The following is a 23,243-nucleotide window of genomic DNA, read 5'->3' as shown; positions in this document are numbered from 1 at the left end:
AAATTTCTTTGCTACCATCTCAAGTAGATGGCCTGCGGCTCAGATCCCCATCCTGCTAGCGGTTTCTCGTGCCTGTGACCTTGCCAACCGCCTCGCTGCAACAGGGTACTTGGTTTAAGCTGATCTGCGGCGCAAGTTTCCACCACTTGCCCTCGGTTCGGGAGCTGGCTTTCCTTTACACGCTGGCCGGGGCAGATTGCATTGATGTTGCTGCCGATCCGGCCATTGTGCGGGCTGCTCAAGAAGGGATCCAACGGGCACAAGCCGAAGATCCCCAGGCGGGATCCCCTTGGTTGATGGTCAGCGTCAATGACGGCGAAGACGTGCATTTCCGCAAGGCGGTGCTGACGGCTCCCGTCTGTCCTGCCGACTGTCCTCAGCCTTGTCTGGCAGTTTGTCCCCCTCATGCTTTGACCCAGGCAGCCCTTCCTGCTCAAGTCCACATCCAGACAGAGCTGTGCTACGGCTGTGGGCGCTGTGAGCCGGTTTGCCCCCACCGGCGCATTGCCACCTTCGGCTACCAGGTCGCTTTGTCAGAAGTTTTGCCGCCTTTGGTCGAGCTGGGCATTCAAGCGGTGGAGATCCACACCTGCATTGGTCGCCAGAGGTCATTCGAGCAATTGTGGGGATCCCTGAAGCCCTGGCTACCTCAGCTCCAGGCAATCTCGATTAGCTTTAACGATGGTCCGGGCCTAGAGGCTTATTTGAGGGATCTGCTGGCCCTCATGGATCCCTTGCCGGAAGTGTTGATCTGGCAGGTGGATGGCCGGCCTATGAGTGGCGATATCGGAGCTGGCACCGGCAAAGCCACCCTGAAATTGGCCGAGAAGGTGCTGAACATGGGCCTGCCGGGCTATGTGCAATTGGCGGGAGGAACCAATGCCCAAACGGTGCCGCTGTTGGATCCCCGGTGGCCGGTGGCGGGGGTAGCCTTCGGCAGCTACGCGCGACAGTTGGTGTCAGCCTATCTGGAAGAGCCAGCCCACAGCTCATCGGAGTCAGGATGGAATCCTGGATTGGTGGCAGGGATCCCGTTGGCCAAGCAGTTGGTGCAGCAAGTGAAGCGGCGATCCGTTGCCTTTAAACAAACCCGTTTTTCCTGCGTTTAACGACGTTGCTCAGCCATGAGTTTCCCCGTACAGCCCTTCAACCCGTCGGCGGATCTGGAAAGTGCTCCACACCGCTTGCACGAACGTACCGGCTTTCCCGGCCAGGTTCAATACAGCGACGACCTGAGCAAACTTTTGGATATCCTGCCTGCTCCGATTCGCGAGCGCCTAGAACAGCATCCCCACCTGGATCGGTTGGTGGAGGTGGTGCTGGATTTGGGCCGCCGCCCCGAAGCCCGCTTCCCCGGTTTTGCCGATTATCTCTTAGAGGACGTCATCACCCGGGCTGACTTGGATCAGGTGATCAGCCGAGTTGGAGAGTTCAGCAGTGACAACCGCGCAGGCATTGCCTCTACCCTGCACCGGATCAGTGCCATTCGCAACCGCCAAGGCACGATCATCGGCCTTACCTGTCGGGTGGGTCGCTGCGTTATCGGAGTGATCAGCATGATCCGCGACTTGGTGGAACAGGGGCGCTCCATGCTGTTGCTGGGCCGACCGGGGGTGGGCAAAACCACGGCCCTGCGGGAAATTGCCCGTGTGCTGGCGGATGAGCTGGGCAAACGAGTGGTTATTATCGACACTTCCAACGAGATTGCCGGCGATGGCGATGTGCCCCACCCGGGCATTGGCCGGGCCAGACGGATGCAGGTGGCCAGCCCAGAGCTGCAGCACAAGGTGATGATTGAGGCGGTGGAGAACCACATGCCCGAAGTGGTGGTCATCGACGAGATCGGCACTGAACTGGAAGCTTTGGCCTCTCGTACCATTGCCGAGCGGGGGGTACAACTGGTGGCCACTGCCCATGGCAACCGCATCGACAACCTGATCAAAAATCCCACCCTCTCCGACTTGGTGGGCGGGATCCAATCGGTCACCCTGGGAGATGAAGAGGCGCGGCGGCGCGGCTCTCAGAAGAGTGTGTTGGAGCGCAAAGCCCCCCCCACGTTTGAGATTGCCATAGAGATGCTGGAGCGATCCCGCTGGGTCATCCACGAAGATGTGGCCGCCACTGTGGATCGTCTCTTGCGCAACCGCGAGCCGCTGACCCAAACCCGCAGTTTAGACGAACACGGCCAGGTGGTGATAGTGCGGAGCACCGCTGGCGCAAACGGGCGCCCGGCTCTATCTGGCCCCCAATGGCCCCCTGCCGGCAGCACAATCTCCGCAGCACGGGAGCGGGGAGGATGGCAACGCTCTGGACGGATGGAAGCTCTGCCTTCAGAGCCGCTTGAAAGTCGCTCGCAGCAGCAAGGAGAATCGGGTTTGCTCCTGGAGAGGCGAGAGGACTCCGTCCCGCTAACGCCAGCGGGATCCCGTCCTGCCGCTCAGGTGGTGGCCGAATCCAAAGCGGAATTCGGCTCTGACGAAGAAGAAGATTTGGACTGGGAGGGATCCGCCCTAGCCCCGACAGGACGGCAGCAGAATCCGGATGGGCCGCTGATGATCTACCCCTACGGAGTGAGCCGCTTCTACCTGGAGCAGGTGATCCAAACCCTGAAACTGTCGGCGGATGTCACCAAAGATCTAGACGAGGCAGACATTGTCTTGGCCTTGCGATCCCAGGTGCGCAGCCGTTCCAAGATCCAGCAGATGGCCCACTCCCGCCAGATCCCGATTCACACCGTTAAGGCCAATACTCTGATTGCCCTGGCTCGCGCCCTGCGCCATATTCTCAACATTGAAAGCGAAGAGGGATCCGATTCCGACCTGGAGCTGTTCATTCGCGCCAGCTCAGGCGATGAAACCGAAGCTCTGGAAGAAGCCCGCCTGGCGGTGGAGCAAATCGTCATTCCCAAGTCTCAGCCGGTGGAACTTTTGCCCCGTTCGCCTCTGATCCGCAAGCTCCAACACCAGTTGGTGGAACATTACCACCTGCGGGCCCAAAGCTTTGGCGAAGAGCCCAACCGCCGCTTGCGCATCTATCCCAACTAGCCCCACACGATAGCTCAACCGATAGTTCAGCTCCGTAGAAGCTCTACCCATTGAGCCGTCGTGGTTAGAGAGGAAGGACTCCGTCTCGCTTCTGTGAACGGGATCCTGGGCTAAGATTTGGCTACGCCAAGTGCGGTTCCCGCTGTTGCGACAGCGTTGCAGTTGTCGGCCCAGTGTCGTAGGTACAGCAGCAGGGTGCCCTGGGCATAGCACCATTTATTGCTATAGGGATAGCTAATGACTGCTACAGAAGTACGCTGGACCACTCGGGATATCGAGGCTCTTCCAGAGAATGAATGGATCCGCTACGAGATCATCGACGGAGAACTGCTGGTGACTCGCTCTCCTCATCACAAACATCAGCACATTATCGGGTGTTTGTTCTCCGCACTGCATCGGTGGTCGCTAGAAACAGGATTGGGAGAACCCTCAATCATGCCAGGGATCCTCTTTTCCGAATTTGATAATGTGTCTCCCGATGTTGTTTGGGTTAGTTATGAGCGGCTATCACAGATTCAAGATGAAGCAGGACATTTTCGGGGTGCCCCTGAGCTGGTGGTTGAAGTCCTATCACCTGGAAAAGTTCATGAGGATCGAGACCGCTTGGCAAAACGGAAACTCTACTCTGTGTATGGGGTGCAAGAGTACTGGATCGTCGATCGGCTGGCTCAGAGAGTAGAGGTGTATCGCAGACAACAGGCCCAGTTGGTCTTGGTAGAAACGCTGTTGGCTCAGGATGCGTTGTCTTCTCCCCTGTTGCCCGGCTTTGTCTGCACGGTTGCTGAGCTGTTTACCTCCCGACCCTAGGCTCCAGGCGTACAACAGCCGAAAGGGATCCCATCCCATCCCATCGGCCAAATCAATGAAGCAACCAAGATGCCTGCTGCTGCGTACTCTAGCCGGAAAAAGTGCGGCTTGGCCCTGGCCGAAACCGTTCTGGTGTAACAAGATGTTAAGGGCAGCATTTGCACTGGGATCCCTTCCGAAGGGGTCAGGCTTTTGCTGGCTCATGACGCACATTTTGCACACCTCCAAGGACACATGGCCATGTACAACAATCGTCGCGGTTTTCTTCGCTGGCTGGCTCTCGGTTTGGGCTCGTTGGTGGGTTGGTTACCTGGGTTTGCCCGGCGCCGTTTTGCCCTGGCCCAGGGAACTGCTTCTGGCTCCAAGGCTTCTGAGCCTGAGTTTGTGAAAGTTGCCACCCTGGCCGATCTCAAAGATGGCCCCTTCAAGGTGGAAAACGCCTTTGGGAAAAACACCGCCACCCTCTGGCTGGTCGGGGATCCGCAAAAAGAAGATTCTCTGCTGGCTTTGGATGCCGCCTGTCCCCATGCGGGGTGTGATGTGAACTGGCGGGGGGAGAACTTTGTCTGCCCCTGTCATGGCTCGGCTTTTGCTGCCGATGGCAGCCGTACCCGTGGCCCGGCCAATGCAGACCTGGCCATCTACAAGGTCAAGGTGGAGAAGGGAGAAATTTTTGTAGCCAAAGCCTCATAAAGTTCTGGGCAGGCTGTGGGCTTTGAGGCCAGGCAGAAGGAGTCGGGTATCCGGATTGAGAAGACAATGGGCTGAGCTACCGAGGCTCTCCCTATGGCTCGTCCCTACCGCTATCTGTTCCTCTCCACCCCTGTTGGACCTCTGGGATCCGGGGCCGGTGGTGGTGTGGAGCTCAATCTTGCGAACCTGACTCGTGTCTTACTCCAGATGGGATCCCAAGTGCGGGTGTTGGCCCCTGTGGGATCCCGAATGGCGGAGTTGCCGGAGGAGGTGATCGAGCCGGTGGCGGGCCTTCCCCCGGCCTATGCGCAAACCCAGCGCCGCGATCAGCCGGTTCTGATCCACACCCCCTCTCTGCTGGCCAACCTGTGGCAGCGGGCTGCCCACCTGCAAGATCAGTTCGATCTAATCGTGAACTGGAGCTACGATTGGCTCTCGTTTTATTTGACGGATTTTTTCCGCACCCCGGTGGCCCACATTGTTAGCATGGGATCCCTCAGCGATGCCGTCGATCAGGCCCTAGAGCACATTGCCCATCGCTACCCTGGTCGGCTGGCGGTGCATTCGCGGGCGCAAGCCCAGACCTTTGCCTTTGCCCGAGCCGAGATGGCGGCAGGTCGGGATCCCTTTGTCTATCTGCCCTGCGGGGTGGATCTGCGCCTCTACGACTTTGTGCCCCAAGGGAATGGATCCCTGTGTTGGATTGGCCGCATTGCCCCGGAGAAGGGCCTGGAAGACTGTGCTGCCCTAGCCGAGAAGACGGGAAGGCCGGTGGTGATCTTAGGCCACCTGCAAGAGCCAGGCTACTGGCAGCAGATCCAAGAGCAGTACCCGCATGCCCAATTGGATTACCGAGGGTTTTTGCCCACCCCGCAAATGCAGCGGATCTTGGGGCAATGCTCAGCCTTGATCATGACCCCCAAGTGGGTGGAGGCCTTTGGCTTGGTGGCGGTGGAAGCTTTGGCCTGTGGCGTGCCGGTGATTACCTACCGCCGGGGTGGGCCCGCGGAAATTGTCAGCAATGGAGAAACCGGCTGGATCGTCGAGCCGGACAACGTGGCAGCTTTGGCAGAGGCTGTAGAGCGCCTAGATCACATCGACAGGAGCCGCTGTCGGCAACGGGCAGAAGAGCACTATTCCCTGGGCGCGATGGCAGAGCAGTTTCTGGCCTGGAGCAGGCAGATTGGCCGGGATCCCACCTGGGCAGCCCGCGAGGGAGGAGACAGGCAGTGATACTATTAACTTACTTAATTCTGGCGAACTGTGTCAGACACGCAGCCCAACAACGGGAACGTTTTGACTTACGACGGGGAAACCATCATGACGACTGGGAAAGGATCTGTTGCGCTGGTGCGATCAGAGGTTCGTCGGCGGTCACAGGTTCTGGGAACGCAGGTGATCAGCCAGGGCAACGCAGCCCGGCTTGGGGTAGTCAGCGAAGTTTGGGCGGATCTGGAAGCCAAGCAGGTTCTGGTGCTGGGGGTGCTGGAAAAAGCCCTTGCCGGATCCCCCCGTTTGATGGAGCTGCGGCAAGTAACAGCGTTGGGTCAGGATGCAGTTCTTGTCCCCAGCGAAGAAGTTTTCGATAACTTGGATTTGGAGGGCCTGAGTCGCGTGGTTGGCAGCGAGGTGGTAACCGAAGAAGGGATCCGCCTCGGCAAAGTTAAGGATTTTGAGTTCAACTCCGTCTCCGGCATCATCACGGGCTTGGTGCTCTCCAACCTTGGCCTCACCTTTTTACCTGGCTTTATCCTCAGCACCTATCTGCTCTCCACTGACGAGATTGTCTCTGTGGGCGGGGATCGCCTTATTGTTGCCGATGGCGCCGAGACCCGCCTAACCCAACTGGCCAAGGGGATTTTGGAAACCCTGGGAATCGGCAAGCCCCCTTGGGAAGCCGGAGTTAGCCCGGCTCCTGCCCTGCCCAGTGCTGTCGAGAGTTCCGCCGTCGAGGAAGATTACGAAGAAGAATACGACGAGGAATACGAGGCCGAAGAAGAAGACGTTTACGCAGAAGAAGAGCCTGAACCTGAGCCGCAGCCTGTGCGTCCACGCCCGCCTGAGCCCGCACCCGCCCCCGAACAACCGGCTTGGGAACAGGAGTATGCCAAAGAAGAGGCCCCTCCTTCTGAGCCTGCCCCTCCTCCTTCCAGCTCCACTCCTGTGGATGGTGATCCCTGGGAAGATAAGGCCGGGGAGCCCACTTGAGTTGCCGGACTCGTACCAACTCCCCTCTGCGCTCGGGATGGTCACGTCAACCGAGAGCACGGCCCTTACCCCTGGCGCTAGGGCTGCTTCTTGCGCCAATCTCCCACTTTTTTCTGCCAAGGGGCAAAGGGATCCCCCATCTGTCTATCCCGGCAGGGCAGGATCGGCTTCGGCCAAGAAGCGCAAAGCCACCGACAAAAAGGTCTGCGGCGCTTCAATGTGCGGAAAAGCAGCCCCCGGCAATCGGTATATCGGCACCTCCGGGCGCAAAGCGCGATACCGCTCTGCCTGTTCTGGGCCGGTGAGACGATTTTGTTCTCCCCAGACCAGAGCCATGGGCTTGGCCACCACGCGAAAGTCGTCTTGGATGGGCAAATTGAGCCTGCCGGTGAGAAAAGAACGGGGGGCAAATTGAGCCCCCGCCTGGTGGGCTGCCTGGTAATAGTAGTCCACCACCGCCTCATCCAGGGCGTAGCTGGGGGAGCATGACTCTAGTCAATAATAAGCTCAACTATACTGAAAATAATGTATAATATGTTCAGTACGGATTACTACCAGTTGATCTTTCTGTTTACTTTCGAGTCTGCCAACATGGTAGCCAAAGCAAAGCAGAAAATTGGTAGTAAGACGACACGGAAACTGCGCTTTGGGTATTCTACTCAAAGCTTTGCGGGATACCGCCATTCTGGTTGGAAACAAACAGAATGCTATCGCTGCATAGTTGAACAGTGATGTTCAGCAGTGTTCAGCGTAAATGTATCAGAACAAGCTCTGCTCTGTAAACAAGCGTACACTCCAGGGGGCGGTGATGCCGTTGTAGAAGGCCAACCCCAAAACGGGCAGGCTGAGAAATCCATAGGCAATCTGAGCCAAAGGGATCCCGAGGGAATCGGGGATGAGGCTGTTGTCTCCCAGAGGGGCGATGAGCAGCAGCTTCTGCCAATGGTGGGGCTGTAGGCGGGCCGAGCGCAGCACAAACCCTGCCGAGAGGGAATTGGCAATGACGTGACACGGTCGCCCGATCACCTGCTGGACAAAATCCCCGATCATCTCGGCATAGAGGCTGCCGGTGTACTCCAAATCTGGACGTTCTGAGTTGCCCCACCCCAACAAATCCAGAGCATAGACTTGATGGTGCTGCCCCAGCTCCGCCATAATGGCACGAAACTCATAGCTGGAGGAGCCTGCCCCAATGCCGTGCAACAACAACAACGGCTGGCCGGATCCCATGACCTTGTAAAACAGGCGATGGCCGCGCCAGAAGTGATGCCTTTCCTCTCCCGGCAGCAAGCTCTGCAGAGGCTGAGTTTGGGAAGAGATCCAAGCGTTGAAAACGGCTAGAGCACCCAAGCCGCCGACAGTAGTCCAGAGCCCGATCTTGAGAACTTGGCTCAGCTCTTTCATCCTCAGCAGCCCAGCTAGGGAACCTACTTTTTCTTAAGGCGGTAGGTGATGCGCCCTTTGTTGAGGTCATAGGGGCTCAGCTCCACCTTAACCCGGTCGCCGGGCAAGATCTTGATGTAGTTGCGGCGAATTTTGCCGGAGATATGAGCGAGCACGTTGAAGCCGTTGTCCAGATCCACTCGGAACATGGCGTTGGGCAGGGATTCCGTAACAACCCCCTCCATTTCAATGGCATCTTCCTTAGACAATGAGCCCTCCCAAAAACGACATAACAAACAACAGAACAATCCACAGCCGCGACGACACGCGCTGTTAAGAAATGAAAATATACTCCATCTCTTCTATCCTAACCGTTGCAGTCCTTCATCAGGGGATCCCTTAGGACTGAAAAGGCGTGCGATCGGTCAAAATTTCTGCTCCAGACTCGGTGACCAAGACCGTGTGCTCAAACTGAGCCGACCAAGAGCCATCCACCGTGACCACCGTCCACTGGTCTGGCAACACTCGGGTTGCCTCTCCCCCCGCATTCACCATCGGCTCAATGGCCACCGTCATGCCGGAGCGCAGCTTGGGATTGGGCAGATCGCGGGTGCGATAGTTGGGAAACTGCGGCTCCTCGTGCAGGTTGCGCCCCACCCCGTGACCAACATACTGCTTCACCACAGAATAGCCCCGCCCCTCGATGTAATCTTCAATGGCACCCGAGACATCCTGAAGCCAAACGCCGTGGCGCACACAGTCGATGCCCGTCTGCAGGGCTTTGGCCGCAGTATCGATCAGATCCCGAGCTGCGTCGCTCAGGGGTTCCAGGCCGATAGTGATACAGGAGTCCGCATGCCAGCCCTCGACGATGGCACCAAAATCCACTTTGACCACATCTCCCGGCTGCACCACTTTACGGGGACTGGGGATCCCGTGCACCACCTCATGGTTGACACTGACACAGACGCAGGCGGGAAAGCCGTAGTAGCCCTTGAAACTGGGCAAAGCATTAAGTTGGGCCACCCGTCTCTCGGCATAGGCATCGATATCTGCCGTGGTCCAGCCCGGCTCTAGGCGCTCCGCGATCTCCTGCAATACTTGGGCCACCACCCGACCGGCCCGCCGCATTTTCTCCACTTCGCGGCGAGATTTGATCTCAATAAGCTGCATGCCCCGCCGCTGGGAGGGATTTCCAGCTCCTGCTCTGATCACGCCGTCCTCCTGAAGCCTTCCAAAAGAGCCTGCAGATGTTCCTGTACGGATTCCATCGGCTGGTTGCCGTTGACCCGCTGCAAGCGCCCCTTGGCCTCATAAAAATCGATCAGGGGAGCCGTCTGCTGCCGATAGACCTCCAGACGCTTGAGAATCACCGACCGATCCGCATCATCGCTGCGCCCCTGTTCCTTGCCCCGGGCCAGCAGCCGGGCCACCACCACCTCATCCGGCACCTCCAAGTTGAGGACGTAGTCGTAATCTTGTCCCAGCTCTTGCAGCAGCTCTTCCAAGGCTTCTGCCTGGGCTAAGGTGCGAGGAAATCCATCCAGGATCCAACCCTGCTCCGGAGACTGCTGCAACTGCCCCTTCACCATTCCGATCAGCACCTCGTCAGGCACCAGCTCTCCCGCATCCATGTAAACCTTGGCCTGGCACCCCAGGGGCGTTTGGGCTTTCACCTCGGCCCGCAACAGATCGCCTGTGGAAATTTTGGGCGTGTGGTAAATGGCCGCCAGCCGCTCCGCCTGTGTACCTTTGCCCGCCCCCGGCGGCCCCAGAAAGATCAACCTCGGCACTACTGTTTGACCATCCCTTCGTAGCGTTGTGAGATGACATAAGTCTGGATCTGCTTGGAGGTCTCGATCGCCACCCCCACCAAAATCAGTAGCGAGGTCGCCCCCAAACCTTGGAAAGTGGTGATGCCGGTTGCCCGTTCCACCGTCGTCGGGATGATGGCCACCGCGCACAGGAACAAAGCCCCCAGCAGCGTCAGGCGGTTGAGGATCCCTTCGACATACTCGGCAGTGGCCTTGCCCGGGCGTACCCCTGGAATGCTGGCCCCCATCTTCTTCAAGTTTTGAGCCAGATCCACCGGGTTGATGAGCAAAGAGGCGTAGAAGTAGCTGAAGAAGAGGATCAGCACGAAATAAAAAGGAATGTAGAACCAGGAGGTGGGGGATAGGAAGTTGGCCACTTGCACCAAAGTCAGGTTTTGGGTGTACTGGGCCAGGGCCAGAGGCAGGGACATCACCGAGTAGGCAAAGATGATCGGCATCACCCCCCCTTGGTTTAGCCTCAGGGGCAGATAGCTTTTCTGCTCGCGGAACAGCTTGTTGCCCACCTGGCGCTTGGCGTAGACGATAGGGATCTTGCGGCTGCCTTCTTGGACAAAGACAATGCCGACAATGGTGACCAAAAAGATTGCCAGCAACAGCAAGATGCCACCGATGGTGCTGCTATCGGCACGGGCCAGGCTAATAGTCTGTCCGAGGGCACGGGGCAGAGTGGCAACAATGTTGACGAAGATCAAGAGCGAAGGGCCACTTCCCACCCCTTTCTCCGTGATCATCTCTCCCAGCCACATCACAAACAGGGATCCCGCCGCCAGAGCCAGGGTGGTGGAGGCCATGAAGGCCAACTCATTGGTGGTACTGGCAAACTCCCGCACCCAAAAGGAAATGCCAATGCCCTGGATGATGGCCCAAACCAAGGTGACATAGCGGGTGTATTGAGAAATCTGCCGCCGCCCCTGTTCTCCCTCGTTTTTCTGCAGGTTCTCCAAGGCTGGAATGGCCGAGACCAGCAACTGCATGATAATTGAGGCATTGATGAAGGGCAGGATCCCAAGGGCGAAAATTCCCAAAGCAGAAATCCCCCCGCCGGAGAAGACATCCAGCAGGCCAAACACAGGGCTGTTGGCAGCTTCGGCAGCAAAGCGGGCCCGATCGATACTGGGAATGGGGATGTAAATGCCCAGTCTGACCAACAGCAGCAAGCCCAAGGTGAGAAACAGACGGCTGCGCAGGCCAGAGGCCATAGCCATCTGCATAAAGGTCTCTTGGGCAGAAGGGGCGGAGCCTCGTGTGTCAACCATAGGGAAGAGAATCTCGCGGGAGCAAAGGGCAAGGTTAGCTATCTACCACTCTACGCTGCTGGTGGAGCAGTCGGCAAAATCAAAGCAAAATCAAAAAAGTGCAACTCAGCGCCACCCGGCAGAAGCCGGCCAGAGCAACGGGAAGAAGGGGTTTAGGATCCCAAAATCTCCACCCGACCTCCGGCTGCCTCGACCTTGACTTTGGCTGAAGCAGTAATGGCCGCCGCCCTGATCGTCAGGGGCACGCTGACTTCCCCATCCCCCAAGATCTTCAGCGGGCCATCGTTGGTGGTGACGATCCCTCGTTCCATCAGGCTTTCCAGGCTGACCTCGCTGCCGGCAGGCAGATCCGCCAAGGCGCGCAGGTTAACCAGGGTGTATTCCAGACGCCGCCTGTAGCGAGGGAAATGCTTAAGCTTGGGTAAACGCCGGTAGAGGGGAGTCTGGCCCCCTTCAAAGCCGGGCCGTGTACTGCCCCCCTTGCGGGCCTTTTGCCCCCGCATCCCCTTGCCACAGGAGGCTCCCTGTCCAGCAGAGACGCCACGACCTAGGCGCCGCCGCCGCCGCGTCGAACCTGCTTGAGGCCGAATGTCTTCCAGTCGCATGGCTACCTCTGGCTCACTTGCTCGATATACCTGTCCATCACTTGCCCAATAGGCGGCGCACATCGATGTCTCGGTCTTGGGCCACCTGCTTGAAGGTACGCATCCGCCGCAGCGCATCGATGGTGGCACGGGCATTGTTAAGGGGGTTGCTAGATCCCAGTTGCTTGGCCAAGCTGTTGCGTACACCCGCCAGCTCCAGAACGGTGCGGACTGCCCCCCCTGCAATGACTCCTGTGCCAGGAGCTGCTGGCATGACCAAGACAGTGGCACCGCCGCCTGCCCCCTGCATGGGATGGGGTACGGACAAACCTTTGGTGAGGGGCACCTCAATCAGGTGTTTTTTACCGTCCACAACTCCCTTGCGCACTGCTCCGATCACATCGTTGGCTTTGCCCACGCCAACCCCGACTTGGCCCCGCTCGTTGCCGACCACCACCACAGCGCGGAAGCTCAACTTCTTGCCGCCCTTGACCACCTTGGTGACGCGGCGAATCTGGATGACCCGCTCTTGCCACTCGGTGGGTTGCTCTTCGCGGTTTTTTTTGCTTCTGCGACGTTCCCTCTGCTCAGCCATGTGCTATTTCCTCAGTAGCTAGAACTGTAACCCTGCTTCTCGGGCAGCTTCTGCCAAAGCCTGAACGCGCCCGTGATAAAGCTTGCCCCCCCGATCGAAAACCACGCGGGAAATGCCCATCTGTAAGGCTCGTTCGGCAACTGAGCGGCCCACCAAGGCAGCCGCTTCTTGAGTAGCCGTCCCGGTTTCTTTGAATTTTTCGCGCAGCTCCCTGTCCAAGGTGGAGGCGGAGGCTAAGGTATGCTGGGCTACATCGTCGATCACCTGGGCGTAGATGTGTCGATGGGAGCGAAACACGGCCAGGCGAGGCCGCTCGGCAGTGCCAAAGACCTTGCGGCGAATGCGTCGATGACGACGTTGGGTGGTGATTTTGCGGCTGGTTTTCATAGGACTCCGTCCCGCTTTCGCAATGGGCTATTTACTTCTTCGCTTTCCCGGATTTACCCGCCTTGCGGCGAACTTGTTCCCCTAGATAACGGATCCCTTTCCCCTTGTAGGGCTCCGGAGGCCGGACCGCTCGGATGCGGGCGGCAGTATTGCCCACCAGTTCTTTATCTGTGCCTGAGACAACAATGATGTTGTTTCCCTCAACGGCAATTTGGATGCCGGGGGGAAAGGGGATCTCCACAGGGTGACTGTAGCCGACGTTCAAAACCAACTTGCTGCCTTGGATGGCAGCCCGGTAGCCCACGCCCACCAATTCCAGCCGCCGCTCAAATCCCTTGGATACTCCATCGACCATGTTGGCGACCAAGGTGCGGCAGAGGCCGTGCAGTTGGCGGGCAGGACGAGAATCGTTGAGACGGCTGACCGTGAGCATCTGAGCGTTTTGCTGGACTGTGATCAAGGGCGGCAAACTGCGGGACAGTTGACCTTTCGGGCCTTTCACTGCAATGTGTTGGCCGTCGATCTGGATCTCCACCTTGGCAGGAAGGGCGATGGGGCGTCTACCGATACGGGACATGGGAAAAACTCCTGACCAGAGAAAACTTAATGTCTAGTAGACAAGGCAGAGGACTTCGCCGCCAATGCCCTGCTTACGAGCCTCCCGGTCGGTCATAATGCCGTTGGAGGTGGAGATGATGGCAATTCCAATTCCTCCCAGCACTCGGGGCAGCTCTTTGTGGTTGCGGTAAACCCGCAGGCCGGGTCGGCTCACCCGCTTTAGACCATTGATGATGGGCCTGCAGTTGCGGCCTTTGCCTTTGTACTTCAATCGCAACACCACCCGGGCTTGGATCCCTTCTCCCTCCTCCTTCCATTCGCTGACGAACCCTTCCTCATGAAGAACGCGAGCGATGCTGCGGGTCATGCGGGTGGCCGGAACTGCCACCGACTCGTGCCGAGCCATGGTGGCATTGCGAATGCGGGTGAGCATATCGGCGATCGTGTCGTTGGTGTGGGCCATCAGTGCTCCTCGGAAGATCAATCAAGGAAACTCAGGGTGGGCAAAGCTAAGAGGCAAAGGGCATGCCAAAGGCTTTGAGCAGGGCACGGCCCTCTTCGTCGGTTTTAGCAGTGGTCACAATGGAGATATCCATACCTCGCAACTGATCCACAGAGTCATAGTTGATTTCGGGAAAAATCAGTTGTTCACGGATGCCGAGGGTGTAGTTGCCTCGTCCATCAAAGGCCTTGGGGCTGACACCGCGGAAGTCACGGATACGGGGCAGAGCAACATTGATCAAGCGATCCAAAAACGCATACATGCGCTCCCGTCGCAGGGTCACCATCAGGCCGACAGGCATGCCCTTGCGAATCTTGAAGCTGGCAATTGCCTTCTTGGCGCGGGTGATCACCGGACGCTGGCCAGTGATGGCGCTGATCTCGGCAATGGAGGATTCCAGAGCCTTGGCATTTTGGGAAGCTTCCCCCAAGCCGCGGTTGATGACGATCTTCTCCAGGCGGGGCACCTGGTGGATGTTGGTGTAGCCCAACTCCTTTTGCAGCTTGGGGACGATGACGGTGTTGTAGAGGATTTGCAGACGTTGGGGCATGGTGGCTTCTCCTTGCGGCTCTGGGCTGGGTCAGAGCCAAACCAATGATGGAAAAAAGAATGTAATGCCTAGTCGAGAATCTCACCCGTTTTCTTAAGGACGCGAACCTTGCGACCATCGGCGGTGATTTGATAGCCGATACGGCTGGCCACCTCCTGCTTCTTGGAATAGGCCATCACTTTGCAGACGGGAATGGGAGCTTCCTTGGTCTCAATTCGGCCACTTTCCCCTTCTCGCTGGGGTTTACGGTGGTAGGTAACAATGTTAACCCCTTCCACCAAAACCATGTTGCGCTCGGGAAAAACGCGCAGCACCTCGCCGATTTTGCCTTTGTCATCGCCGGAGATCACCTGCACGGTATCCCCTTGCTTGATACGCATTTTGTAGCGCAGGCTGTTGCGGTGCTTGCGAATGCCCGGTCGCCGAACTAAGCGCCGAATTTGGCTGGGTTTGAGGGGGCGAACCATCAGAGTACCTCCGGGGCAAGGGAGATGATCTTGGTGAAGTTTTTCTCCCGCAGCTCGCGGGCTACAGGGCCGAAAACACGAGTTCCACGGGGATTGCCATCATTGTTGATGATCACGGCGGCGTTGTCGTCGAAGCGGATGCACATGCCGTCAGGGCGACGTACCGTATCGACGGTGCGGATAACAACGGCCTTGACAACATCGGATTTTTTGACGGGCATGTTGGGCAGGGCATCCTTGACGACACCAATGATCACATCGCCCAAGCTGGCGTAGCGACGGCCACTGCTGCCCAGCACGCGAATACACATCATCTTGCGAGCACCGGTGTTGTCGGCCACCGTCAGCATAGTTTGCTGCTGAATCATAGTTTCTTCACCTCCCTCAGGATTTCGGCAACTTGCCAACGCTTGGTGCGGCTAAGGGGACGGGTTTCCGTGATGCGCACCAGATCCCCTTCTTGACAGCGGTTTTCCTCGTCGTGGGCCTTAAACTTCTTGGTCTTGACGACGATCTTGCCGTACTTCGGGTGAGCAACTCGATTTTCCACAGCAACAACCACCGTTTTTTGCATCTTGTTGCTGACAACAATGCCAATCTTCTCCCGAACAGCCATTACTCCTCCTTGGTTGGGCGTTTGCCCCGCTTACGCTCTCCCTCCACGGTTAGTAGTTGCGCCAGCTTGTGTTTGCGCAGCCGGATGAGATGGGGCTGGTTCAACTGCCGCGTGGCCTGCTGCAAACGCAGCTCAAACAGCTCTTTCTTGACGGCGTAGATTTCGTTGCTCAGCTCTTCGTCCGATAAAGCACGGGCATCAGCAATTTTGGGCATGGGCATGGCTGAACTCTCCTCATACACTGCTGGTGGCCACCTCTGAAGCCGTTGCCTGGGCGGGCTCTGGCTTTTCAAAGTCGGCTTTGGTTACAAACTTGACCTTAATGGGCAGCTTCTGGGCGGCAAGGCGCATGGCCTCGCGGGCGATGGGCTCTGCCACTCCCCCCATTTCGAAGAGGATACGGCCCGGCTTGACGACACAAACCCAGTACTCAGGGTTGCCTTTGCCGGATCCCATGCGGGTTTCCGCGGCTCGCTGAGTAACGGGCTTGTCGGGAAAGATGCGAATCCAGATTTGGCCGCCCCGCCGAACATAGCGGGTCATGGCTCGACGGCTGGCCTCGATCTGTCGAGCTGTAATCCAGGCGGGTTCTAGGGCCACAAGGCCGTATTCCCCAAAGTTGATACGGTTGCCACGGGTCGCTTTGCCTTTCATGCGCCCGCGCTGTTGCTTGCGGTACTTGGTGCGTTTGGGGCTTAACATGGCCGTTCCTTAAGTCAACTGCGATAGGGATCCCTGGACGTTCCGGTGTTGGCCCTCAGGCCTCCTGAGCCGAGCGATCTTCAAAGGTGGGCCGCCTCCGCTGCTGCCGACGTTTGGGCTGTTGCAGGGGAAACTTCTGTTCGTGGCGTTCCTGCCCGGGCAGAACTTCCCCTTTGAAGACCCAGACCTTGACCCCGATGATGCCGAAAGTGGTGTGGGCGAGGTGCTCGGCGTAGTCGATGTCGGCCCGCAAAGTATGCAAAGGGATCCGCCCCTCCCGCGTCCATTCGGTGCGGGCAATCTCGGCCCCGTTCAGACGCCCGGCAATTTGGATTTTGATCCCTTGTACACCTGCCCGCTGGGCCCGTTGGATCACCTGGCGCACGATGCGGCGAAAGGCAATCCGCCGTTCCAACTGTTGGGCAATGTTTTCCGCCAACAAGGTCGCCTCGGCATCGGCACGGGTGACCTCTACTACATTGATGCGAATGGTTCGCTCGCCACCACCTCGTGAACCAGGGCTTTGTCCCGCTAGCGCGGACAGCTCTTTCTGTAGACCTTGGCGCAAAGTCTCTAGGCTGGATCCGCCCCGACCCACAACTACCCCAGGGCGAGCAGCCCGGATCTCCAGGTCAATTTGATCCGCTTTGCGCTCGATTTGGATATCGGCCAAACCAGCACTGCTCAGTTGCTTGGTCAGGTAGGTGCGAATCTGGTCGTCCTCCTGTAACAAGGCTGGGTAGCGGGCTGGATCGGCAAACCAGCGGCTGCGATGCTCCTTAATCACGCCGAGGCGGAAACCGGTGGGGTGGATCTTCTGTCCCATGGTGGTGTCGGTTGAAGGGTAAAGGGCTAGAAATACAGGAGGTTAAGAGGCCGTCGCCGCTTCAGCTTCCTCTATGGGCCGGACGGCGATGGTGATGTGACAGGTGCGCTTGCGAATGGGGTAGGCCCGCCCTTGGGCGCGGGGGCGAAACCGTTTCAGGACGGGCCCCTGATCAGCATAGGCCTGGCTGATCACCAGATCCCGGGGATCCAAGCCGTTGTTGTGCTCTGCGTTGGCCACCGCCGAGCGCAGCACCTTACGAACCGGCTCACAGGCAGCGTAGGGCATGAACTCCAAAAGAATCAGGGCATCGGCATAGGTGCGCCCACGGATCTGATCCAACACCCGCCGCACTTTAAAGGGGGACATGCGGATATAGCGGGCTACCGCTTTAACCTCAGGGGATGAATCGGCCATGGCCCTCTCCTTGCCTACTCGATACTTTCCTGTTCGTTATTCCTCTCAACGGCGAGCGGCTTTTTTGTCGCTCCCCGCGTGACCGCGGAAGGTACGGGTGGGAACGAATTCCCCCAGCTTGTGACCCACCATCTGGTCAGTGATGTAGATGGGCACATGTTGCTTGCCGTTGTGAACAGCGATGGTGTGACCGATCATGACGGGCAAGATGGTGCTGGCCCGCGACCAAGTCTTGATCAGGTGTTTCTCGTTGCGCTCGTTCATCTTCTCCACCTTGAGAAGCAGCTTGGCATCCACAAAGGGGCCTTTTTTCAGCGAACGTCCCATAAGAACCTCAACCGTTTGATAAGCAATTCACTGTCGAAAAAGCTTCGGGGAGCGAATGGCCAGCGGCTACTGAGCAGCCCTTCCGCCCTTGTCCCGGCGGCCTCCGCGACGGCGACCGCGCACGATGAATTTGTTGCTGGGCTTGTTGCGTTTGCGGGTCTTGTACCCCAGGGTGGGCTTGCCCCAAGGGGTGACAGGGGTACTGCGGCCTATGGGGGCTCGCCCTTCCCCGCCGCCATGGGGATGATCCACAGGGTTCATCACCGAGCCACGCACCTTGGGACGGCGCCCCAACCAACGGCTACGACCCGCCTTGCCCAGGCTGATGTTGTTGTGGTCAACGTTGCCCAGTTGGCCGATGGTGGCGTAGCACTCGCCGCGGATCATGCGGACTTCGCCGGAGGGCAGCTTGAGGGAGACATATTTGCCTTCTCTGGCCACCACTTGAGCGCCAGCCCCAGCGGCGCGAACCATCTGCCCGCCGCGACCGGGATACAGCTCCACATTGTGAACCACCGTTCCCAAGGGGATCCGCTCCAGGGGCATGGCATTGCCGATCTCAAAGGGGGCCTCTGGCCCGGCCATGATGGTGGATCCCACCTGTAGGTTGCGGGGAGCGAGGATGTAGCGTTTCTCGCCGTCTTCGTATTCCACCAGGCAGATGTGGGCGCTACGGTTGGGATCGTACTCGACGGTTTTGACGGTCCCCGGGATCCCCCGCTTGTCGCGACGGAAGTCGATGATGCGGTAAAGCCGCTTGTGGCCACCACCGCGGTGCCGGCAGGTGATGACGCCACGGTTGTTGCGCCCTTTCTTGCGGTGAATAAATTGCAGCAGCGACTTTTCCGGTCTGGGCCGCTTGCCGTTCTCGTCACGGGACAGCTCCTCGAAGTCAGAGACCGTCATGTGACGGGTGCTGGGGGTGTAAGGTCGGAGAGTACGAATGCCCATGGCTCGGGTAGGGGTGGGGGATGGGATGACAACAACTCAAAAAGGGGGGTTAGGTGTCCGGGAAGAGGGTAATGGAATCTCCCTCGGCCAAGGTCACAATGGCTCGCTTGGGACGGGTGCGATAGCCAACGAAGCGGCCCACCCGCCGCTGCTTGCGCGGGGGCTTCAGGGTGTTGACGGAAGTAACTCGCACGCGGAACATTTCTTCGACGGCAGCTCGGATGAGCGGCTTGGTGGCGGTGGGCAGCACTTCAAAGACATATTTGCGCTGCTCCATCAAGGCGGTTGCCTTTTCGGTGATGACGGGGCGCAACAGGACGTCGGCCAGGATCCGCTTGCTCTCAGTCATCGCTTTCCTCCTCTGCTGGGGCTGTTTCGGCCTCTTCTACCGTTGACGGCTCTGCTCCTTGAGCCAGTTCTTCTGCTGGATCTTGGGGCTCTTCGGTTTGCTCTTCTGGCCCCTGCGGATCTGCTGGACGTCCTTGGAGGGCAGCTTGGTTTTCCTGGGCCTCAGGTTGGGCTGGGGTTTGCTCTGCTTCCTCGTGTTCGCTTTCTGGAACGGCCTGATCTTCCGGCCCATCTCCGGGCAGGGCCTGATCTTCGGCTATGTCGGCCTGAGGTGCATCCTCAGAGGGAGTCTCCAGAACTGCCGGCGCAGCGTCGGATCCCCAACGGGCCTTGAGCTGCTCTAGGGCAGAAACGGTGATCAGCACCCAATCGACGTTGAGCAGATCGAAAACGTTGATCTGATCCAGGCCGATCAGCTTAACGCGGGCGATGTTGCGCACGGCCCGCTCTACGGCTTCCGAGCGTTCGGCAACGATGAGCAGAGCCGATTGATCTTCCATCACCCCCCAGCGCAGCAAAGCCTGGGCCACAGCACGGGTTTTGGGCGGGTTGAGCTGCTCCTGGAAATCCTCCACGACGATCAGGTCTTCCACCCGACTTTGCAGAGCGGTGCGCAGGGCCAGTTGCCGTTCTTTGCGGTTCATGGCCAGGTTGTATTCCCGCTTGCGGGGGCCGAAGATCACCCCCCCTTTGCGCCAAAGTGGGGAGCGGATGGAGCCGGCACGGGCCCGACCGGTGCCTTTCTGCTTCCAAGGCTTGCGACCGCCGCCGCGCACCTCAGCTCGGGTCTTGGTGTGGGCGTTGCCCTGACGAGCATTGGTCATCTGCCGGCGCAGTGCCAGATAGAGGATGTGGGCGGCTGTTTCGGGACGAGCAACTTTAAGGCTCAGCTCCGCGCTGCCCACCGTTTCCCCTTGCCAATTTTTCACCACACAACTTGCCATGGTTCCCTCGTCTTTGCGGATGCGGGTCAGCCTTTGCCAGGGATCCCTCCTTAGCGCTTGTTGCCCACCTGCTTGGCAGGGGTGATCTCCAGCAGCCCTCCTTCTACCCCGGGCACGCAACCCTTGATCACCAGCAGATCCCGCTCTGGATCCACCTGCACCAACTGCAATTTGCGGGTGGTGACTCGGCCACCTCCCAACCGCCCCGCCATGCGCATCCCCGGAAACACGCGGCCTGGGGTTGTGCCGGCGCCAATGGAACCCGGTCGGCGGTGGTTTTTGGAGCCGTGGGACATGGGGCCACGACCGAAGTGGTGGCGCTTTTGATAGCCGGCAAACCCTCGCCCGATGGAGGTACCTGCCACATCCACCAACTGGCCGGGGGAAAACATCTCGACGGTAATTTTCTGCCCCAACTGGTAGGCTTCTGGCTGGTCAACCCGGAACTCCCGCAGGTGGCGCAGCAGCTCTGTCACCCCCGCTTTGGTGAGGTGGCCCCGCTGCGCCCGCGTGAGATGCTTTTCGGCAGTGGGCAAGTAGCCCAACTGAATGGCGTTGTAGCCATCTGTGGCTTGGGTTTTGATCTGGGTCACGGTGCAAGGCCCCGCCTGCACGACAGTGACCGGAATGGCCAGCCCTTCTGGAGAGAAGATCTGGGTCATGCCGACTTTTCTTCCGAGGATGCCAAGTGCCACAAGAACCTCCAATCGAGCCTGCACGACTCGTTTTCATCAACTGAGAGCCAGCTCACTCCGACAATCGGCTAGCCGTTCGCGAAGCGGGCCGTAGGCCAATGGCTCAGTTAGCCGGATGGATAGGCATACAGCAATAGCGTGGCAGCAGGAAGCTCAAGACAAAGCTGAGTCTGCCGGCTGAGGCGAAAGAGCAAGGTAGGGATCCCCCGAGGCCAAGTTCAGCGCCGGCAACGCTGAGCCTTTTGCTTAGTTCACCCCCAAAGCTGCACGCCAAACTGCTTTTGTTGAGAGCTGCTCAGACTTACCTGCTAAAGAGGCAGTATCTGGTGTAGCAGCGCGCCGGGTCGCCAAAGCGGATGGACTCAGTTGGCAACGGAAAACAATCATAATGAAGCGAAGGCCCGTTTGTCCAGACTTTTGCTGAGAAAATGGGTTGGTTGGAGAGGCCGGAGAGGGTAAGGGCAGCTCAAGTGGAAGAAAAGAGCCATTGGCCAGGGAAGCCATCTCCCTTCCAAAGTGTGATGGGCTGGGCAGGCAGTGGGCTGACCCAGGCTTGTGTAGATCACTATCGGAGATTGTTGCAGGCAGGAGCCGATCCGGGCCGGGTCTTATTTTTGGTGCGGAGTCAACGGCAAGCGGATGAGGTGCTGCGGCGCTTGCAGCAGTCCAGTTCGGGCTTGGTGGGGCCGTGGCGGATCGAAACGTTCTTGCAGCGGGTGGGACGCTCGTTGGCCGATCATTGGCCACAGGTGTGTGAGCGTGTCCCCCAGTTGCCACGCTCGTTGGAGCCGATCCCCTTGGCCAAAGATCTCACTCAATTTCTCTGCGAACGAGCCTGCGCTTTGTGCCCTCGGCATGGGGAAGCCTTTGCCGGGGTCGGGCTCAAGGAGTTCCAGATCTGGGATCAGATCAGCAGTGCTGCTTATATTGCGGGGGCTTCGGGTTTGCCGGCAGAGGTGGTGGGATCCCGGCTGGCCCGGGCTTGGCCCGAGGAGGCAGATCCGCGGCGGGCAGAGGCTTTGCAGGCAATGGGCTGCTGTGTGGGTCGGCTGTGGGAGGCAGCACTTCGGTTGGGATCCCTGGATTTTGGTCTGCAAATTCGGCTGTTTGGCGAACACATCCTGCCGCTGGCGGAGTTTTGGCAAGAGTGGGATCATCTGATCGTAGATCAGGCGGAAGACAGTTGCGGGGTGGCGCTGGAGTTTTACCGGCAGGGGCAAGCCCATTTGCAAAGCCAATTTTTCAGCTACACCCTCGGCGGCGGGGTCTCTTTGACCGGGATCCCAGAGGCAGTAGCTGACTTCTTGATGGCAAAAACGCAGGTTCGGTTTCTGGAGGGGAGCCATCGCGCTTCAGCAGGCATGATCCGCTTAGGGGTGCAGATTGCGCGGGTGTTGGATCCCCAGTTTTCTCATCCGCTGCCCGAGCCGCAGGGGGGAGGACTGCCGCTGGTGCAAACGCTGGAGGAAGAGACCTAGTTTGCGGCAGTGGAGGTGATGGTTGCTCAAATTCGCCGGCTTTTGGGGGCCGGGATCCCGGCCCATCGCATTGCTGTTTTGCTGCCCCGTATGGATGTGGGGGTGAGCCTGAGCTTGCAGGAGCAGTTGTCGGAAGTGCCGGTTTTGTCGATTGCCCCCTTCCCGGCGTTGATCCGCTATCCCTTGGTGCGGGCGGTGCTGACGGCAGCAGAATTGGCCCATCCCGAGTGGGGTGCTTTTCCCACTTTGCCGGCTTGGCGGCTGATGTTGAGCTGGGTGCTGGGGCTGGATCCCATCCGGGCAGCTCTGTTGGCCGAAGATACCTGGGATCCGGTGGGGCGTTCTCTGCGTCCCCGAACGGCAGTACGGCAGCCGGAGCGGGTGGGGTTTGCCAACCTGGAGCGCTACCAGCGACTGTTCGATTGGCTGCGCGGCTATCGTCCCGGCCCTTCATTGGCCGCTTTCTTCCAGCAGTTTTTTGCCGATCACTTAGCCCCGGCGATTGCTTCCCCTCAGGATCAAGAGCTGCTGCGCGTGTTGATGGAAGCGGCACGGCGGTTTCGCCAGGCCTTCCCCGCCGAAGGGGATCCCGCCTTTTTGGCCATGATCCGCTCGGGACAGACCCCCAGCAGCAGCCGCTTCGAGCCCGACTATTCCCGTTACTTGGTAGTTGCAACTCCGGGGGCCTACATCACTCGGGGTTTGGAGGCGGATTACCAATTTTGGTTTGATATCACCAACCCCAGCTGGTCCCGCTCCCTCTGGCATGTGCTCTACAACAGCCGTGTGCTGACGCCGGAATGGGACGGGGAGGTTTTCGATGCGGCGCGGGATTTACAGGCGCGTCAACAGATTTTGGCCCGCACGCTGCTGAACCTCTGTTGCCGCACTCAGAAGGGGCTGTGGCTGGTGCGCTCCAATTTTAATTATCGCGGCGAGGAGAACACCAGTATTCTGGACTACCTGATTTTGAAGGGGTTGAAGGCCATGGCAACCGCCGGCTAAGGGAGAGCCTATCCTGAAAGGGTGCTGGCAACTCAGGCCTCCAAGAAATCGGGGGATGCACTGCA

Annotated in this window: 31 protein-coding genes and 2 pseudogenes; 9 read left to right on the top strand and 24 right to left on the bottom strand. The window is 58.8% G+C overall.

Going from position 1 to position 23,243, the window contains the following annotated elements; translation table 11 throughout:
- Positions 1–74: 74 nt before the first annotated feature.
- The 6 genes from CYB_RS12495 to CYB_RS14145 all read left to right on the top strand — a co-directional run bounded on the left by CYB_RS12495 (position 75) and on the right by CYB_RS14145 (position 6,752).
- The gene (locus tag CYB_RS12495) at positions 75–1,109 is read left to right on the top strand and encodes an LdpA C-terminal domain-containing domain (protein ID WP_238376802.1); all 1,035 of its coding nucleotides are present in this window, start codon (positions 75–77) and stop codon (positions 1,107–1,109) included.
- Between the two features lie 15 nt (positions 1,110–1,124).
- The gene (locus tag CYB_RS12490; protein WP_011434180.1) at positions 1,125–3,044 is read left to right on the top strand and encodes a R3H domain-containing nucleic acid-binding protein; all 1,920 of its coding nucleotides are present in this window, start codon (positions 1,125–1,127) and stop codon (positions 3,042–3,044) included.
- A 237-nt stretch (positions 3,045–3,281) separates the two neighbouring features.
- Positions 3,282–3,851 (top strand): Uma2 family endonuclease, encoded by a 570-nt coding sequence (locus tag CYB_RS12485; RefSeq protein ID WP_011434179.1) that lies wholly within the window; start codon positions 3,282–3,284, stop codon positions 3,849–3,851.
- A 240-nt stretch (positions 3,852–4,091) separates the two neighbouring features.
- The gene (locus CYB_RS12480; protein WP_011434178.1) at positions 4,092–4,544 is read left to right on the top strand and encodes a ubiquinol-cytochrome c reductase iron-sulfur subunit; all 453 of its coding nucleotides are present in this window, start codon (positions 4,092–4,094) and stop codon (positions 4,542–4,544) included.
- Between the two features lie 93 nt (positions 4,545–4,637).
- Positions 4,638–5,777 (top strand): glycosyltransferase, encoded by a 1,140-nt coding sequence (locus CYB_RS12475; RefSeq protein WP_011434177.1) that lies wholly within the window; start codon positions 4,638–4,640, stop codon positions 5,775–5,777.
- Between the two features lie 117 nt (positions 5,778–5,894).
- A complete protein-coding gene (locus CYB_RS14145; protein WP_238376801.1) occupies positions 5,895–6,752 on the top strand; it encodes a PRC-barrel domain-containing protein in 858 nt (285 codons plus the stop codon).
- A 144-nt stretch (positions 6,753–6,896) separates the two neighbouring features.
- Here the strand turns inward: CYB_RS14145 and CYB_RS12465 are convergent, their stop codons facing one another.
- A complete protein-coding gene (locus tag CYB_RS12465) occupies positions 6,897–7,205 on the bottom strand; it encodes an alpha/beta fold hydrolase (RefSeq protein WP_011434175.1) in 309 nt (102 codons plus the stop codon).
- A gap of 84 nt (positions 7,206–7,289) precedes the next feature.
- Between CYB_RS12465 and CYB_RS15735 the strand changes: the two are divergent.
- Positions 7,290–7,473, top strand: a pseudogene (locus tag CYB_RS15735) (hypothetical protein); the annotation flags it as partial.
- A 38-nt stretch (positions 7,474–7,511) separates the two neighbouring features.
- On the opposite strand, the gene CYB_RS12460 reads toward CYB_RS15735, so the two are convergent.
- The 23 genes and pseudogenes from CYB_RS12460 to rplC all read right to left on the bottom strand — a co-directional run bounded on the left by CYB_RS12460 (position 7,512) and on the right by rplC (position 20,695).
- Entirely contained in the window at positions 7,512–8,156 is a 645-nt protein-coding gene (locus tag CYB_RS12460) for an alpha/beta fold hydrolase (RefSeq protein WP_041436812.1), read from the bottom strand.
- Positions 8,157–8,179: 23 nt separating this feature from the next.
- The gene (gene infA / locus CYB_RS12455) at positions 8,180–8,404 is read right to left on the bottom strand and encodes a translation initiation factor IF-1 (RefSeq protein ID WP_011434173.1); all 225 of its coding nucleotides are present in this window, start codon (positions 8,402–8,404) and stop codon (positions 8,180–8,182) included.
- 130 nt (positions 8,405–8,534) lie between these two features.
- The gene (gene map / locus CYB_RS12450; RefSeq protein ID WP_011434172.1) at positions 8,535–9,308 is read right to left on the bottom strand and encodes a type I methionyl aminopeptidase; all 774 of its coding nucleotides are present in this window, start codon (positions 9,306–9,308) and stop codon (positions 8,535–8,537) included.
- A 38-nt stretch (positions 9,309–9,346) separates the two neighbouring features.
- Positions 9,347–9,928 carry an adenylate kinase gene (locus CYB_RS12445; protein WP_011434171.1) on the bottom strand — a complete coding sequence of 194 codons (582 nt, stop codon included), beginning with the start codon at positions 9,926–9,928 and terminating at the stop codon, positions 9,347–9,349.
- A complete protein-coding gene (secY, locus tag CYB_RS12440) occupies positions 9,928–11,226 on the bottom strand; it encodes a preprotein translocase subunit SecY (protein ID WP_011434170.1) in 1,299 nt (432 codons plus the stop codon). The genes CYB_RS12445 and secY overlap by 1 nt, the downstream gene beginning before the upstream one ends.
- Before the next feature lie 152 nt (positions 11,227–11,378).
- A complete protein-coding gene (gene rplO, locus CYB_RS12435) occupies positions 11,379–11,831 on the bottom strand; it encodes a 50S ribosomal protein L15 (protein WP_011434169.1) in 453 nt (150 codons plus the stop codon).
- A gap of 37 nt (positions 11,832–11,868) precedes the next feature.
- A complete protein-coding gene (rpsE, locus tag CYB_RS12430; protein ID WP_011434168.1) occupies positions 11,869–12,405 on the bottom strand; it encodes a 30S ribosomal protein S5 in 537 nt (178 codons plus the stop codon).
- 18 nt (positions 12,406–12,423) lie between these two features.
- Positions 12,424–12,792 carry a 50S ribosomal protein L18 gene (gene rplR, locus CYB_RS12425; RefSeq protein ID WP_011434167.1) on the bottom strand — a complete coding sequence of 123 codons (369 nt, stop codon included), beginning with the start codon at positions 12,790–12,792 and terminating at the stop codon, positions 12,424–12,426.
- Between the two features lie 31 nt (positions 12,793–12,823).
- Positions 12,824–13,369, bottom strand: a complete 546-nt coding sequence (gene rplF, locus CYB_RS12420; RefSeq protein ID WP_011434166.1) for a 50S ribosomal protein L6 — start codon at positions 13,367–13,369, stop codon at positions 12,824–12,826.
- Positions 13,370–13,402: 33 nt separating this feature from the next.
- Positions 13,403–13,813, bottom strand: a complete 411-nt coding sequence (gene rpsH, locus CYB_RS12415; protein WP_011434165.1) for a 30S ribosomal protein S8 — start codon at positions 13,811–13,813, stop codon at positions 13,403–13,405.
- Between the two features lie 46 nt (positions 13,814–13,859).
- Positions 13,860–14,402, bottom strand: coding sequence for a 50S ribosomal protein L5 (gene rplE, locus CYB_RS12410; protein WP_011434164.1), 543 nt, complete (start codon positions 14,400–14,402; stop codon positions 13,860–13,862).
- Positions 14,403–14,470: 68 nt separating this feature from the next.
- The gene (gene rplX / locus CYB_RS12405) at positions 14,471–14,869 is read right to left on the bottom strand and encodes a 50S ribosomal protein L24 (RefSeq protein WP_011434163.1); all 399 of its coding nucleotides are present in this window, start codon (positions 14,867–14,869) and stop codon (positions 14,471–14,473) included.
- Positions 14,869–15,237, bottom strand: coding sequence for a 50S ribosomal protein L14 (gene rplN, locus CYB_RS12400; RefSeq protein ID WP_011434162.1), 369 nt, complete (start codon positions 15,235–15,237; stop codon positions 14,869–14,871). The genes rplX and rplN overlap by 1 nt, the downstream gene beginning before the upstream one ends.
- Entirely contained in the window at positions 15,234–15,485 is a 252-nt protein-coding gene (gene rpsQ, locus CYB_RS12395; RefSeq protein ID WP_011434161.1) for a 30S ribosomal protein S17, read from the bottom strand. Before rpsQ ends, rplN begins: the two co-directional genes overlap by 4 nt.
- Positions 15,485–15,706, bottom strand: a complete 222-nt coding sequence (rpmC, locus tag CYB_RS12390) for a 50S ribosomal protein L29 (RefSeq protein ID WP_011434160.1) — start codon at positions 15,704–15,706, stop codon at positions 15,485–15,487. Before rpmC ends, rpsQ begins: the two co-directional genes overlap by 1 nt.
- Positions 15,707–15,719: 13 nt before the next feature.
- Positions 15,720–16,187, bottom strand: coding sequence for a 50S ribosomal protein L16 (rplP, locus tag CYB_RS12385; RefSeq protein ID WP_011434159.1), 468 nt, complete (start codon positions 16,185–16,187; stop codon positions 15,720–15,722).
- A gap of 55 nt (positions 16,188–16,242) precedes the next feature.
- On the bottom strand, positions 16,243–17,013 hold the full coding sequence (gene rpsC, locus CYB_RS12380; RefSeq protein ID WP_011434158.1) for a 30S ribosomal protein S3: 771 nt from the start codon (positions 17,011–17,013) through the stop codon (positions 16,243–16,245).
- Between the two features lie 42 nt (positions 17,014–17,055).
- Entirely contained in the window at positions 17,056–17,430 is a 375-nt protein-coding gene (gene rplV, locus CYB_RS12375; protein ID WP_011434157.1) for a 50S ribosomal protein L22, read from the bottom strand.
- 45 nt (positions 17,431–17,475) lie between these two features.
- On the bottom strand, positions 17,476–17,757 hold the full coding sequence (gene rpsS, locus CYB_RS12370; protein WP_011434156.1) for a 30S ribosomal protein S19: 282 nt from the start codon (positions 17,755–17,757) through the stop codon (positions 17,476–17,478).
- A 66-nt stretch (positions 17,758–17,823) separates the two neighbouring features.
- Entirely contained in the window at positions 17,824–18,708 is an 885-nt protein-coding gene (gene rplB / locus CYB_RS12365; protein WP_011434155.1) for a 50S ribosomal protein L2, read from the bottom strand.
- Positions 18,709–18,757: 49 nt separating this feature from the next.
- Positions 18,758–19,057, bottom strand: a complete 300-nt coding sequence (locus tag CYB_RS12360) for a 50S ribosomal protein L23 (RefSeq protein WP_011434154.1) — start codon at positions 19,055–19,057, stop codon at positions 18,758–18,760.
- Positions 19,058–19,373: 316 nt separating this feature from the next.
- A pseudogene (gene rplD / locus CYB_RS15445) lies at positions 19,374–20,000 on the bottom strand (50S ribosomal protein L4); the annotation flags it as partial.
- Positions 20,001–20,050: 50 nt separating this feature from the next.
- Positions 20,051–20,695, bottom strand: a complete 645-nt coding sequence (gene rplC, locus CYB_RS12350) for a 50S ribosomal protein L3 (protein WP_011434152.1) — start codon at positions 20,693–20,695, stop codon at positions 20,051–20,053.
- A 470-nt stretch (positions 20,696–21,165) separates the two neighbouring features.
- On the opposite strand from rplC, the gene CYB_RS12345 reads away from it, so the two are divergent.
- Together CYB_RS12345 and CYB_RS12340 are read left to right on the top strand one after the other, a co-directional pair.
- Positions 21,166–22,173, top strand: coding sequence for a hypothetical protein (locus CYB_RS12345; protein ID WP_187147240.1), 1,008 nt, complete (start codon positions 21,166–21,168; stop codon positions 22,171–22,173).
- 18 nt (positions 22,174–22,191) lie between these two features.
- Positions 22,192–23,178: a hypothetical protein gene (locus CYB_RS12340; RefSeq protein ID WP_148202771.1), complete on the top strand. Its 987-nt coding sequence runs from the start codon at positions 22,192–22,194 to the stop codon at positions 23,176–23,178.
- Positions 23,179–23,243 lie beyond the last annotated feature (65 nt).

Source organism: Synechococcus sp. JA-2-3B'a(2-13), from assembly GCF_000013225.1.
In the GTDB taxonomy this organism is placed as follows: Bacteria; Cyanobacteriota; Cyanobacteriia; order Thermostichales; family Thermostichaceae; genus Thermostichus.
This window is presented reverse-complemented; position numbering and strand designations above follow the sequence as displayed.

Excerpts from the sequence above, each read along its gene's own strand:
- rpsC (WP_011434158.1), bottom strand. The coding sequence starts at position 17,013 with ATGGGACAGAAGATCCACCCCACCGGTTTCCGCCTCGGCGTGATTAAG.
- secY (WP_011434170.1), bottom strand. The coding sequence starts at position 11,226 with ATGGTTGACACACGAGGCTCCGCCCCTTCTGCCCAAGAGACCTTTATG.
- rplN (WP_011434162.1), bottom strand. The coding sequence starts at position 15,237 with ATGATTCAGCAGCAAACTATGCTGACGGTGGCCGACAACACCGGTGCT.
- rplV (WP_011434157.1), bottom strand. The coding sequence starts at position 17,430 with ATGGCCGATTCATCCCCTGAGGTTAAAGCGGTAGCCCGCTATATCCGC.
- CYB_RS12460 (WP_041436812.1), bottom strand. The coding sequence starts at position 8,156 with ATGAAAGAGCTGAGCCAAGTTCTCAAGATCGGGCTCTGGACTACTGTC.
- map (WP_011434172.1), bottom strand. The coding sequence starts at position 9,308 with ATGCAGCTTATTGAGATCAAATCTCGCCGCGAAGTGGAGAAAATGCGG.
- CYB_RS12480 (WP_011434178.1), top strand. The coding sequence starts at position 4,092 with ATGTACAACAATCGTCGCGGTTTTCTTCGCTGGCTGGCTCTCGGTTTG.
- rplR (WP_011434167.1), bottom strand. The coding sequence starts at position 12,792 with ATGAAAACCAGCCGCAAAATCACCACCCAACGTCGTCATCGACGCATT.
- rpsE (WP_011434168.1), bottom strand. The coding sequence starts at position 12,405 with ATGGCTGAGCAGAGGGAACGTCGCAGAAGCAAAAAAAACCGCGAAGAG.
- rpsS (WP_011434156.1), bottom strand. The coding sequence starts at position 17,757 with ATGGGACGTTCGCTGAAAAAAGGCCCCTTTGTGGATGCCAAGCTGCTT.
- CYB_RS12475 (WP_011434177.1), top strand. The coding sequence starts at position 4,638 with ATGGCTCGTCCCTACCGCTATCTGTTCCTCTCCACCCCTGTTGGACCT.
- CYB_RS12360 (WP_011434154.1), bottom strand. The coding sequence starts at position 19,057 with ATGACTGAGAGCAAGCGGATCCTGGCCGACGTCCTGTTGCGCCCCGTC.
- CYB_RS12490 (WP_011434180.1), top strand. The coding sequence starts at position 1,125 with ATGAGTTTCCCCGTACAGCCCTTCAACCCGTCGGCGGATCTGGAAAGT.
- rpmC (WP_011434160.1), bottom strand. The coding sequence starts at position 15,706 with ATGCCCATGCCCAAAATTGCTGATGCCCGTGCTTTATCGGACGAAGAG.
- CYB_RS12340 (WP_148202771.1), top strand. The coding sequence starts at position 22,192 with ATGGTTGCTCAAATTCGCCGGCTTTTGGGGGCCGGGATCCCGGCCCAT.
- rplF (WP_011434166.1), bottom strand. The coding sequence starts at position 13,369 with ATGTCCCGTATCGGTAGACGCCCCATCGCCCTTCCTGCCAAGGTGGAG.
- rplB (WP_011434155.1), bottom strand. The coding sequence starts at position 18,708 with ATGGGCATTCGTACTCTCCGACCTTACACCCCCAGCACCCGTCACATG.
- rpsH (WP_011434165.1), bottom strand. The coding sequence starts at position 13,813 with ATGGCCCACACCAACGACACGATCGCCGATATGCTCACCCGCATTCGC.
- rplE (WP_011434164.1), bottom strand. The coding sequence starts at position 14,402 with ATGCCCCAACGTCTGCAAATCCTCTACAACACCGTCATCGTCCCCAAG.
- CYB_RS12485 (WP_011434179.1), top strand. The coding sequence starts at position 3,282 with ATGACTGCTACAGAAGTACGCTGGACCACTCGGGATATCGAGGCTCTT.
- rplP (WP_011434159.1), bottom strand. The coding sequence starts at position 16,187 with ATGTTAAGCCCCAAACGCACCAAGTACCGCAAGCAACAGCGCGGGCGC.
- rplO (WP_011434169.1), bottom strand. The coding sequence starts at position 11,831 with ATGCGACTGGAAGACATTCGGCCTCAAGCAGGTTCGACGCGGCGGCGG.
- rplX (WP_011434163.1), bottom strand. The coding sequence starts at position 14,869 with ATGGTTCGCCCCCTCAAACCCAGCCAAATTCGGCGCTTAGTTCGGCGA.
- rpsQ (WP_011434161.1), bottom strand. The coding sequence starts at position 15,485 with ATGGCTGTTCGGGAGAAGATTGGCATTGTTGTCAGCAACAAGATGCAA.